Origin of the sequence: Butyricimonas hominis (genome assembly GCF_014287455.1) — a bacterium.
In the GTDB taxonomy this organism is placed as follows: Bacteria; Bacteroidota; Bacteroidia; order Bacteroidales; family Marinifilaceae; genus Butyricimonas; species Butyricimonas muris.
The window spans coordinates 234594-248052 of record NZ_JACOOH010000001.1 but is presented as its reverse complement, the minus strand read 5'-3'; the positions used below and the strand labels follow the sequence as shown (position 1 = coordinate 248052).

Annotated in this window: 6 protein-coding genes; all 6 read left to right on the top strand. The window is 48.8% G+C overall.

Going from position 1 to position 13459, the window contains the following annotated elements; translation table 11 throughout:
• The first annotated feature begins 18 nt into the window (after nucleotides 1-18).
• The 6 genes from H8S64_RS00975 to H8S64_RS00950 all read left to right on the top strand — a co-directional run bounded on the left by H8S64_RS00975 (nucleotide 19) and on the right by H8S64_RS00950 (nucleotide 13330).
• Nucleotides 19-606 carry a DUF1896 domain-containing protein gene (locus H8S64_RS00975; protein ID WP_004291461.1) on the top strand — a complete coding sequence of 196 codons (588 nt, stop codon included), beginning with the start codon at nucleotides 19-21 and terminating at the stop codon, nucleotides 604-606.
• A complete protein-coding gene (locus H8S64_RS00970; protein WP_004291462.1) occupies nucleotides 596-6412 on the top strand; it encodes a helicase-like domain-containing protein in 5817 nt (1938 codons plus the stop codon). Before H8S64_RS00975 ends, H8S64_RS00970 begins: the two co-directional genes overlap by 11 nt.
• Before the next feature lie 657 nt (nucleotides 6413-7069).
• Nucleotides 7070-8995 carry a tetracycline resistance ribosomal protection protein Tet(Q) gene (tet(Q), locus tag H8S64_RS00965; protein WP_004291466.1) on the top strand — a complete coding sequence of 642 codons (1926 nt, stop codon included), beginning with the start codon at nucleotides 7070-7072 and terminating at the stop codon, nucleotides 8993-8995.
• Complete coding sequence (locus H8S64_RS00960; protein WP_004291467.1) at nucleotides 8995-11313, top strand: hybrid sensor histidine kinase/response regulator; 2319 nt, start codon at nucleotides 8995-8997, stop codon at nucleotides 11311-11313. The genes tet(Q) and H8S64_RS00960 overlap by 1 nt, the downstream gene beginning before the upstream one ends.
• Nucleotides 11306-12628 carry a sigma-54-dependent transcriptional regulator gene (locus H8S64_RS00955; protein ID WP_186974598.1) on the top strand — a complete coding sequence of 441 codons (1323 nt, stop codon included), beginning with the start codon at nucleotides 11306-11308 and terminating at the stop codon, nucleotides 12626-12628. The genes H8S64_RS00960 and H8S64_RS00955 overlap by 8 nt, the downstream gene beginning before the upstream one ends.
• A 279-nt stretch (nucleotides 12629-12907) precedes the next feature.
• A complete protein-coding gene (locus H8S64_RS00950; RefSeq protein WP_004291474.1) occupies nucleotides 12908-13330 on the top strand; it encodes a dihydrofolate reductase family protein in 423 nt (140 codons plus the stop codon).
• Nucleotides 13331-13459: the final 129 nt, after the last annotated feature.

The following is a 13459-nucleotide window of genomic DNA, read 5'->3' as shown; positions in this document are numbered from 1 at the left end:
TGCCACTTGTTCAGAGTAATGAATTGTTCTTCGATACCGGATTACACTCATACTTTGGATTTAGTGGTGGCACTCGGAGGGATACCGAGTGCCTTTTTCTTCCTTTTTCCAACCGATTATCCCGTTAATTATCAATCCGCTAAATCCAAAGTAATGAACAACAAGAAGAAAAACGAGGGTCAGACCGACTTTTCCTATTACGGTCTGTACCTGCTGGACTATCTCCGCACGAACAAGTTTGAACAGGCTGACGACACCGCTTTCATACGGGAACGGGCCGACCGTGCCGCCGAAACGTATGAGAGGGCACGGCTTGAAGGCTATCCCGCCGATGGTGCGCAGGAACTGGCGATGGACACGCTGCTGCGCGGGCTGCATTATTCCCGTTACGCCATCCTCCGCGAAGTCGTGGAAAACGAGTTTGCCGATGAAGTGCCGGAAGAGAAGCGTGAAGCCTTTGTCCTGAAACTGCTGCCGCTTGTCGGCAACGTGTTCTCCGTCTATGACCTCTCGGATGACAATTTCGCCCTGTCTTCCGATTACGACCTGCTCTACACGGAGCTGACGGGAGCAACCGTCCTTTACTTAGACGAATATGGCGTTTAACCGCAAACAGAAACTGCGGGACAACATCGAGGCGATACGGACGGCATTCATCCTTGACAGGGAAAATAGGACAGCGACAACCGAAGAGCGTGCCATACTTCAAAGGTACTGCGGTTTCGGCGGTCTGAAATGTATCCTCAACCCTGCAAAGGAACTGACGGATGCCGTCCGGTGGGCGAAATCCGACCTCGAACTGTTCGCCCCGACGGTGGAGCTGCACAGGCTTATCCGTGAGAACAGCAAGGACGAAACAGAGTACAAGCGGTTTGTGGATTCGCTGAAAGCGTCCGTGCTGACCGCTTTCTACACCCCCAAAGAGATAACCGACACCATCGCGGACGTGCTGGCAGATTACAGCGTCCGCCCCGCCCGTATGCTCGAACCGTCGGCAGGTGTCGGCGTGTTCGTGGATTCCATGCTGCGGCACAGCCCCAATGCGGATGTGATGGCTTTCGAGAAGGATCTGCTCACGGGTACAATCTTGAGGCATCTCTATCCCGACCAGAAAATGCGCACCTGCGGTTTTGAGAAAATCGAAAGACCGTTCAACAATTATTTCGACTTGGCGGTGTCCAACATTCCGTTCGGTGACATTGCCGTGTTCGACGCGGAGTTTCAGCGGAGCGACTCTTTCGGCAGACGCTCCGCCCAGAAAACCATCCACAACTATTTCTTTCTCAAAGGACTGGATGCCGTGCGTGACGGCGGTATCGTGGCGTTCATCACCTCGCAAGGGGTATTGAATAGCACCAAGACCTCCGTGCGTAACGAGCTGTTCAGTCAGGCCAATCTGGTATCCGCGATACGCCTGCCCAACAACCTGTTCACGGACAACGCGGGCACGGAGGTGGGCAGTGACCTGATTGTCCTGCAAAAGAACCTCAGCAAGAAGGAAATGTCGCAGGACGAGCGGCTGATGACCGTGATACAGACGGACACGAAAACCGCCCTGACCGACAACGCCTATTTCATCCACCACCCGGAACGCATCGTGCATACGATGGCGAAACTTGACACAGACCCCTACGGGAAGCCCGCTATGGTTTATCTGCACGAGGGCAAGGCAGCAGGCATCGCCGGGGATTTGCGCCGTATGCTCGACGAGGATTTCCATTACAGGCTTGCCATGCGCTTGTATTCGGGTTCAATCCGGCAGGCAGGAACGGAAGAAAAAGTTGCCGTTCAAAATAAAGTAGAGCGTCCTGCCATAAAATTGGAAACAGTATCCTCGGCGCAGACGGTGGAAACTCCGACAGAAAAGCCGCAACCCGCAGATGAAAAGCCGGAGATAGAACCGCGCCCGCAATATTCCGCAGGCGTGCAGCTCACCCTGCTTGACCTCTGGGGGATGACGGAAGAGGTCAGCCAACCGAAAACCTCCAAAAAGAAAAAGACGGTGAAAAAGGCAGTTACGGCAAAGTCCACTCCGCCCAAACCGAAAGTCACGGTTACACCGACAGCTCCAACTGCAAAACCCGCAATGGAGAATAAGGAGGTGAAAGCGGAGAACACCGCCAAGCCTGCCGACCCGGACGACATCTATGCCACACTGGACTGGGATACCAATCCTCCCATCAACGGTTTCTATGAAATGATGATGGGTTTGACGCCGGAGCGTAGGAAAGAACTTCGGGAACTGGCAAGGCAGCATAACGAGAAACAAGTGGCGGAAAAGACGGAAGTGAAAGCCGTGCCGGAAACTTCCCGTGAGCAGCCACGACAGGAGGAAACACAGCCGGAGGCAGTCGCCGCACCTGCCGTTACAGATACCCCATCGGAAGCGGTGGGGACTTTCCTTTTCCCCGACATCGAAGCGGAAAAGCCGAAGGAGGAAGTCGTGGACCTTTCTCCGCGTGCCTACCACCGCACGCCGGAGATGCACCTGCGCGAAGGGTCGCTGGTGGCTGACCGGGGGCGTCATAACATCGGCTACCTGAAAGACATCACGCCATACGGGGCGACATTCCAGCCGCTCGACCTGAAAGGATACCAGAAGGAAAAGGCGTTGTTGTATGTGTCGCTGCGTGACGCCTACGAGCGTCTGTACCGTTATGAATCGCTCCGGCGCGAGGCAAATGTTCCGTGGCGAGAGCATCTGAATACCTGTTACGATGAGTTTGTCATGCGCTACGGCAACCTCAACGCCAAGCAGAACGTGAAGTTAGTGATGATGGATGCGGGCGGGCGCGACATCCTTTCGCTGGAACGGATGGAAAACGGAAAGTTCGTCAAGGCGGACATCTTCGAGCATCCTGTTTCCTTCGCGGTGGAGAGCCATGCCAACGTAGGCTCTCCCGAAGAAGCCCTGTCTGCGTCGCTCAACAAATATGGTACGGTCAATCTCGACTATATGCGGGAGATAACCGACAGCACGGCGGAGGATTTGCTCACTGCCCTGCAAGGGCGCATCTACTACAATCCGCTCGTGACCGGTTACGAAATCAAAGACCGTTTCATCGCCGGAAATGTCATAGAGAAAGCGGAACGCATAGAGGCATGGATGGGTGACAATCCCGAAAATGAGCGTATGCCGGAGGTGAAGCAGGCGTTGGAGGCTCTGAAAGATGCCGAGCCGCAGCGCATCGCCTTCGAGGATCTGGACTTCAATTTCGGGGAACGCTGGATTCCGACGGGTGTCTATGCCGCCTACATGAGCCGGCTGTTCGACACGGAGGTGAAAATCGCCTATTCCGCAAGCATGGACGAGTTTTCGGTGGTGTGCGGCTACCGCACCATGAAAATCACGGACGAGTTTCTGGTGAAGGGGTATTACCGGAACTATGACGGTATGCACCTCCTAAAACACGCCCTGCACAACACCTGCCCTGACATGATGAAGTCCATCGGCAAGGACGAGCATGGCAACGACATCAAGATGCGCGACAGCGAGGGAATACAACTCGCCAACGCCAAGATTGACGAGATACGAAACGGCTTCTCCGAATGGCTCGAAGAGCAGTCGCCGCAGTTCAAGGAGCGGCTTGTGACGATGTATAACCGCAAGTTCAACTGTTTCGTGCGCCCGCGCTACGACGGCTCCCATCAGACCTTTCCCGACCTCAACCTGAAAGGGCTGGCAAGCCGGGGTATCAAGAGCGTCTATCCCTCACAGATGGATTGCGTCTGGATGTTGAAACAGAACGGCGGCGGAATTTGCGACCACGAGGTGGGAACCGGTAAGACGCTGATAATGTGCATCGCCGCGCATGAGATGAAGCGTCTGAATTTGGCACACAAGCCGATGATTATCGGGCTGAAAGCCAACGTTGCGGAGATTGCAGCCACCTATCAGGCGGCATATCCCAACGCACGTATTCTGTACGCTTCGGAGAAGGACTTTTCGACCGCCAACCGTGTGCGCTTCTTCAATAATATAAAGAACAACGACTACGATTGCGTCATCATGTCGCACGACCAGTTCGGCAAGATACCGCAGTCGCCGGAATTGCAGCAGCGCATCCTGCAAGCAGAGCTTGACACGGTGGAGGAAAACCTCGAAGTGCTACGGCAGCAGGGAAAGAACGTGTCGCGGGCGATGCTGAAAGGATTGGAGAAGCGCAAGCACAACCTTGAAGCGAAGCTGGAGAAGGTGGAACACGCCATAAAGTCACGCACGGACGACGTGGTGGATTTCAAGCAGATGGGCATCGACCACATCTTCATAGATGAGAGCCACCAGTTCAAGAATCTGACTTTCAACACGCGCCACGACCGTGTGGCGGGATTGGGAAACAGCGAGGGAAGCCAGAAGGCACTTAACATGCTCTTTGCCATACGCACCATACAGGAGCGCACAGGAAAAGACTTGGGTGCGACCTTCCTCTCCGGCACGACTATCAGCAACTCACTGACTGAATTGTACCTGCTGTTCAAGTACCTGCGCCCGAAGGAGCTGGAACGGCAGGACATAAGGTGTTTCGACGCTTGGGCGGCGATATTTGCCAAGAAGACGACGGATTTTGAATTTAACGTGACGAACAATGTGGTCCAGAAGGAGCGTTTCCGCTACTTCATCAAAGTGCCGGAGCTTGCCGCCTTCTATAATGAAATCACGGACTACCGCACGGCGGAGGATGTGGGCGTTGACCGTCCTGCCAAGAACGAGATACTGCACCATATACCGCCCACGCCGGAACAGGAGGACTTCATACAGAAACTGATGCAGTTCGCCAAGACGGGCGATGCCACCTTGTTGGGCAGGCTGCCGCTTTCGGAAACGGAAGAAAAGGCGAAGATGCTCATCGCCACGGACTATGCCCGGAAAATGGCACTCGACATGCGCATGATAGACCCGAATTACGAAGATCATCCCGACAACAAAGCGAGTCACTGTGCCAAGATGATCGCGGAGTATTATCAAAAATACGACGCCCAGAAAGGCACGCAGTTCGTTTTCTCTGATTTGGGGACATACCAGCCGGGCGACGGGTGGAACGTCTATTCGGAAATCAAGCGCAAACTGACGGAGGACTACGGTATACCGCCAAGCGAGGTGCGCTTCATTCAGGAGTGCAAGACCGACAAGGCGCGGAAGGCGGTGATAGACGCCATGAACGCCGGGACGGTGCGTGTGCTGTTCGGCTCTACCTCTATGCTCGGAACGGGTGTGAACGCCCAGAAACGGTGTGTGGCTATCCATCATCTCGATACGCCGTGGCGACCGTCCGACTTGCAACAGCGTGACGGACGCGGAGTTAGGGCAGGTAATGAGATTGCCAAACATTTCGCCGGGAACAACGTGGATGTAATCATCTACGCGGTGGAGAAGTCACTGGACAGCTACAAGTTCAACCTCCTGCACTGCAAGCAGACTTTCATAAGCCAGCTCAAAAGCGGTGCGATGGGTGCGCGTACCATCGACGAGGGGGCAATGGACGAAAAATCGGGCATGAATTTCTCGGAATACATGGCGTTGCTCTCCGGCAATACCGACCTGTTGGACAAGGCGAAACTGGAAAAGCGGATCGCATCGCTCGAAGGGGAACGCAAGTCGTTCAACAAGGGCAAGCGTGATTCGGAGTTCAAGCTGGAGTCAAAGACCGGCGAGTTGCGCAACAACACGGCTTTCATAGATGCCATGACGGAGGACTGGAACCGCTTCCTGTCGGTGGTGCAGACCGACAAGGAGGGCAACCGCCTTAATATAATAAAGGTGGACGGAGTGGATTCCGCCGATGAGAAGGTCATCGGAAAGCGTTTGCAGGAGATAGCCAAGAATGCCACGACCGGAGGGTTGTACACGCAGGTCGGTGAACTTTACGGTTTTCCGATAAAGGTGGTGAGCGAAAGGATACTCAAAGAGGGATTGGAGTTCACCGACAACCGCTTCGTGGTCGAGGGGAACTACAAGTACACCTACAACAACGGGCATCTGGCGATGGCTGACCCGTTGGCCGCCGCCCGCAACTTCCTCAACGCGATGGAGAGGATACCCTCCATCATCGACCAGTACAAGGCGAAGAACGAGGTGCTGGAGATGGAGATACCGCAGTTACAGGAGATAGCGGGTAAGGTGTGGAAGAAGGAGGACGAGCTGAAGCAGTTGAAGTCCGAACTTGCCGCCCTTGACCGAAAAATTCAGCTGGAGCTTGCGCCACCCACGCCCGAAGTCGCAGAAAAGGAGAATGAAGGGCAACAGCTCAAGCCGGAAGCGGAAGATGTGAGGAACAGGCAGGCGCAATATCCCGAAAATGCACCGCCGCAGATACGCAGTCCGGCGGATAGTATCGTTGCCAACCATGTCATAATCGGGCGTCCGGGACTGTATGCCAAGGAGGAAACCCGGTCCAAAGGATTGAAAATATAACCTAAGGAATTTTATCTGAAGTATTAATAAGGGCTATCCCAAAAGGTCTAAAAGTAAATTTTATCCTTTCTGCAAGTATCTATAGGATGGCAACTGCATTTTTTTCTTTTTGGGCAGCCCTTATTAAAATTTATTCTTATTTTAGGTTATATACATTCATGTCCATTTATGTAAAAAATTCCTGCTGACCTTGTTTATGTCTTGTCAGTCACCATTTGCAAAACCATATTTGACCCTCAAAGAGGCTGAATTTGATAAGTAACTTGCTACATACTCATAATAAGGAGCTAAATAGAACACGAATGGGAAATACACAAATGCTAAACTAAAGAAGATATTGGCCAAAATAAACGCTATACCGAGAGAGAAACTTGATTTTTCAACTTCCTAAAACGGTGTTGTTCAAACATTTCTACTTATTTGTACTTGCCAGTTGAACCTACGCTTCCCTAATAAAATGTCTATGGTAAAAAGTTAAAAAATCCTCCCACTTTTGTTAGATATATTTTTTTGTGTAATTTTGTAATCGTTATGCGGCAGTAATAATATACATATTAATACGAGTTAGTAATCCTGTAGTTCTCATATGCTACGAGGAGGTATTAAAAGGTGCGTTTCGACAATGCATCTACTGTAGTATATTATTGCTTAATCCAAATGAATATTATAAATTTAGGAATTCTTGCTCACATTGATGCAGGAAAAACTTCCGTAACCGAGAATCTGCTGTTTGCCAGTGGAGCAACGGAAAAGTGCGGCCGTGTGGATAATGGTGACACCATAACGGACTCTATGGATATAGAGAAACGTAGAGGAATTACTGTCCGGGCTTCTACGACATCTATTATCTGGAATGGAGTGAAATGCAATATCATTGACACTCCGGGACACATGGATTTTATTGCGGAAGTGGAGCGGACATTCAAAATGCTTGATGGAGCAGTCCTCATCTTATCCGCAAAGGAAGGCATACAAGCGCAGACAAAGTTGCTGTTCAGTACTTTACAAAAGCTGCAAATCCCGACAATTATATTTATCAATAAGATTGACCGTGCCGGTGTGAATTTGGAGCGTTTGTATATGGATATAAAAACAAATCTGTCGCAAGATGTCCTGTTTATGCAAACTGTTGTCGATGGATCGGTTTATCCGGTTTGCTCCCAAACATATATAAAGGAAGAATACAAAGAATTTGTATGCAACCATGACGACGATATATTAGAACGATATTTGGCGGATAGCGAAATTTCACCGGCTGATTATTGGAATACGATAATCGCTCTTGTGGCAAAAGCCAAAGTCTATCCGGTGCTACATGGATCAGCAATGTTCAATATCGGTATCAATGAGTTGTTGGACGCCATTTCTTCTTTTATACTTCCTCCGGCATCAGTCTCAAACAGACTTTCAGCTTATCTCTATAAGATAGAGCATGACCCCAAAGGGCATAAAAGAAGTTTTCTTAAAATAATTGACGGAAGTCTGAGACTTCGAGACGTTGTAAGAATCAACGATTCGGAAAAATTCATCAAGATTAAAAATCTAAAGACTATTTATCAGGGCAGAGAGATAAATGTTGATGAAGTGGGTGCCAATGATATCGCGATTGTAGAAGATATAGAAGATTTTCGAATCGGAGATTATTTAGGTGCTAAACCTTGTTTGATTCAAGGATTATCTCATCAGCATCCCGCTCTCAAATCCTCCGTCCGGCCAAATAAGCCCGAAGAGAGAAGCAAGGTGATATCCGCTCTGAATACATTGTGGATTGAAGACCCGTCTTTGTCCTTTTCCATAAACTCATATAGTGATGAATTGGAAATCTCGTTATATGGTTTGACCCAAAAGGAAATCATACAGACATTGCTGGAAGAACGATTTTCCGTAAAGGTCCATTTTGATGAGATCAAGACTATCTACAAAGAACGACCTATAAAAAAGGTCAATAAGATTATTCAGATCGAAGTACCACCCAACCCTTACTGGGCCACAATAGGGCTGACTCTTGAACCCTTACCGTTAGGGGCAGGGTTGCAAATCGAAAGTGACATCTCCTATGGTTATCTGAACCATTCTTTTCAAAATGCCGTTTTTGAAGGGATTCGTATGTCTTGCCAATCTGGTTTACATGGATGGGAAGTGACAGATCTGAAAGTAACTTTTACTCAAGCCGAGTATTATAGCCCGGTAAGTACACCTGCTGATTTCAGACAGCTGACCCCTTATGTCTTCAGGCTGGCTTTGCAACAGTCAGGTGTGGACATTCTCGAACCGATGCTCTGTTTTGAGTTGCAGATACCCCAAGTAGCGAGTTCCAAAGCTATTACAGATTTGCAAAAACTGATGTCTGAGATTGAAGACATCAGTTGTAATAATGAGTGGTGTCATATTAAAGGGAAAGTTCCATTAAATACAAGTAAAGACTATGCCTCAGAAGTAAGTTCGTACACTAAGGGCTTAGGCATTTTTATGGTTAAGCCATGTGGGTATCAAATAACAAAAGACGGTTATTCTGATAATATCCGCATGAACGAAAAAGATAAACTTTTATTCATGTTCCAAAAATCAATGTCATTAAAATAATGGAGCGGTCAGGAAATTTCTATAAGGCAATACGGTTGGGATATATACTTATCTCCATTCTTATCGGATGTATGGCATATAATAGCCTCTATGAATGGCAGGAGATAGAAGCATTAGAACTTGGCAATAAAAAAATAGACGAGCTCCGAAAAGAAATAAACAATATCAATATTCAAATGATAAAATTTTCTCTATTGGGTGAAACAATACTGGAATGGAACGATAAAGATATCGAGCATTACCATGCACGGCGTATGGCAATGGACAGTATGCTCTGCCGTTTCAAGGCCACCTATCCAGCAGAGCGCATCGATAGTGTGCGCAGTCTTTTAGAGGATAAGGAACGACAGATGTTCCAGATAGTCCGGTTAATGGATGAACAACAATCTATTAACAAGAAGATAGCCAATCAAATTCCGGTTATTGTACAGAAAAGTGTGCAGGAACAGTCCAAAAAGCCAAAACGAAAAGGTTTCTTAGGCATATTCGGCAAAAAAAAGGAAGTAACTCCAGCAGTATCAACCACTATCCTTCATTCGGTCAATAGAAACGTAATCAGCGAACAGAAAGTGCAGGATCGCCAATTGTCGGAACAAGCCGACAGCCTTGCAGCTCGTAATGCAGAACTTAACAGACAACTGCAAGAATTGATTTGCCAAATAGAAGAAAAGGTACAAACCGAACTGCAAAGCCGGGAAAACGAAATAGTTGCCATGCGTGAAAAGTCATTTATGCAAGTAGGCGGTTTAATGGGATTCGTTCTTCTATTGTTGTTAATTTCCTACATCATCATACATCGTGATGCAAAAAGCATTAAACAATACAAGCACAAGACAACTGATTTGATAAGGCAACTGGAACAATCCGTACAACGGAACGAGGCACTGATAACGTCAAGGAAGAAGGCGGTACATACTATCACCCATGAACTGCGCACACCGCTGACAGCAATAACAGGCTATGCCGGACTGATACGGAAAGAACAGTGTGAGGATAAGTCCGGGCAGTATATCCAAAACATACTGCAATCCTCCGACCGTATGCGGGATATGCTTAACACTTTGCTTGACTTCTTCCGCCTGGACAACGGCAAGGAACAGCCCCGTCTGTCACCCTGCCGGATTTCAGCAATCACGCACACACTTGAAACGGAGTTCATGCCTGTTGCCGTGAACAAAGGGCTGTCCTTGTCCGTGAAGACTGGACACGATGCCATTGTATTGACCGACAAAGAGCGAATAATACAAATCGGGAATAACCTGCTGTCAAACGCTGTCAAGTTCACAGAAGAAGGCGGTGTTTCTTTGATTACTGAATATGATAATGGAGTTCTGACACTGGTCGTTGAAGATACAGGTACAGGCATGACAGAAGAGGAACAGAAACAAGCGTTCGGTGCGTTTGAACGTCTATCAAATGCCGCCGCAAAGGAGGGTTTCGGGCTTGGGCTTGCCATAATGCGTAATATTGTGTCGATGCTTGGCGGAACAATCCGTTTAGACAGCAAGAAAGGGAAAGGCAGTCGTTTCACAGTTGAAATTTCTATGCAGGAAGCTGAAGAACAGCTTGGATATACAAGCAATACACCTGTTTATCATAACAATAAATTCCATGATGTTGTCGCCATTGACAATGATGAGGTATTACTTCTGATGCTGAAAGAGATGTATTCCCAAGAAGGAATACACTGCGACACTTGCACCGATGCTGCGGCACTGATGGAAATGATACGCCAGAAAGAATACAGCCTGTTGCTGACAGACTTGAATATGCCCGATATAAACGGTTTCGAATTGCTGGAACTGTTGCGTTCGTCCAACGTGGGCAATTCACCAACAATCCCGGTGGTTGTGGCAACCGCTTCGGGCAGTTGTAACAAAGGGGAACTATTGGCAAAAGGCTTTGCCGGATGCCTGTTCAAACCGTTCTCCATATCGGAACTGATGGAGGTTTCCGACAGGTGTGCCATAAAAGCGACACCGGACGGGAAACCGGACTTTTCCGCCTTATTGTCCTATGGCAATGAAGCCGTCATGCTGGAAAAGTTGATAACTGAAACAGAAAAGGAAATGCAGGCGGTACGGGATGCAGCAAAAGAAAAAGACCTGCAAAAGCTGGATTCCCTGATCCACCACCTGCGCAGTTCGTGGGAGGTGCTCCGTGCCGACCAACCGCTGAATGTACTTTACGGATTGCTTCGTGGCGATGCTCTCCCGGATGGTGAAGCGTTAAGCCATGCCGTGACTGCCGTGCTGGATAAGGGAGTGGAAATAATACGGTTGGCAGAAGAGGAAAGGAGAAAATACGAAGATGAATAAGACAAAAATAATTGTGGTGGAAGACAACATCGTGTATTGCGAATATGTCTGCAATATGCTGTCACGGGAGGGCTACCGCAATATGAAGGCTTACCACCTCTCAACCGCGAAGAAACATCTGCAACAGGCAACAGATAATGATATCGTGGTTGCCGACCTGCGTCTGCCTGACGGCAGTGGCATAGACCTTTTGTGCTGGATGCGAAAGGAGGGAAAGATGCAGCCCTTCATCATTATGACCGACTACGCCGAAGTTAATACCGCCGTGGAAAGCATGAAACTCGGCTCGATAGACTATATTCCCAAACAGCTTGTGGAGGATAAACTTGTCCCCCTGATCCGTTCCATACTGAAAGAACGTCAGGCAGGACAACGCCGTATGCCTATATTCGCCTGTGAAGGTTCCGCCTTTCAGAAAATCATGCACCGCATAAGGCTGGTAGCCGCCACCGATATGAGCGTGATGATATTTGGTGAGAACGGCACGGGCAAGGAGCATATTGCCCACCTGTTGCATGACAAGAGCAAACGTGCAGGCAAGCCATTTGTGGCGGTGGACTGCGGTTCACTCTCCAAAGAGCTTGCACCGTCGGCTTTCTTCGGACACGTCAAAGGTGCATTTACAGGTGCGGACAATGCCAAGAAAGGATATTTCCATGAGGCGGAAGGCGGCACGTTGTTTCTGGACGAGGTAGGAAACCTCGCGTTGGAAACCCAACAGATGTTGCTCCGTGCCATACAGGAGAGGCGGTATCGCCCGGTCGGAGACAAGGCAGACCGGAATTTCAATGTCCGCATCATCGCTGCTACCAATGAAGATTTGGAGGTATCGGTGAATGAAAAGCGTTTTCGGCAGGATCTTCTGTACCGCCTGCACGACTTCGGGATAACCGTTCCTCCGTTGCGTGACTGTCAAGAAGACATTATGCCGCTGGCAGAGTTCTTCCGTGATATGGCAAACAGAGAGCTGGAGTGTAGCGTGAGCGGGTTCAGTTCCGAAGCACGTAAAGCGTTGCTGACACACGCATGGCCGGGCAACGTGCGGGAACTTCGGCAGAAAGTTATGGGTGCTGTATTGCAGGCGCAGGAAGGTGTTGTCATGAAAGAGCATCTGGAACTTGCCGTGACGAAACCGACCTCTACTGTCAGCTTCGCCTTGCGCAATGACGCGGAGGATAAGGAGCGGATATTGCGTGCGTTGAAACAGGCAAACGGCAACCGGAGTGTCGCCGCAGAACTGCTCGGCATAGGCAGGACAACACTATACAGCAAACTTGAAGAGTATGGACTTAAATATAAATTCAAGCAATCATAGCCCGTAATTCACTGAATTTGGCTATCTTTGCATAACATTTGAGAAAAACGGCGATTGGCAGGAGCTTTTCGCCGCCAACATATAGGATAAGACCGCAAGGCGTTTCAAGCGAAAATCTGGTAAATTGGAACTACGGAGACGATTGCGTGATGCTTATGCTATGCTTACGCATAGCGTGCATTCACGTACTCTCCGTAAAGGCTTTACCAGAGCCATCGCTTGAAGGTAGTGTGAATTGCACGCTACTTTTTTACCCTTGCCTAACGAAAGGAAACGATTATGGGTAAAGTTCAGATTCTCGCCGTACTGACGATGGACGGATGTCTTTCTTCAGAGTTATATGATAAAGCACATCAGGATTTGTGCCTTGACCGTTGCGGTCTTGATGAAATCAGGAAGAAAGCCTTTTACCGTGTGACACCGGACTATTCCATTTCAATGCTGCACGAATGGAGAAAAGACTGCACAAACATCCGTTACCTCGCGGAAGCCACACCGGACACGGCAGACTATATAAACGGACTGCTGCGGATGCACGCTGTGGATGAAATCATACTATACACCGTTCCTTTCATATCCGGAAGCGGACGACATTTTTTTAAGTCGGCTCTGCCAGAGCAACACTGGACGCTTTCCTCTTTGAAAAGCTATCCCAACGGTGTATGTCGCATTATCTATATCCTTGATAAAAAAGCAAGATAGCCAAAATGTGCGGCAAGCATACATTTCTATTTTCAGGAATAGAATAAATGTTCCGATTACAAACAATTTAAGTCGGAGATAATTTGTCCTTGTGAAAAAATACTGAATTTTATACCTCTGAAATCCAGC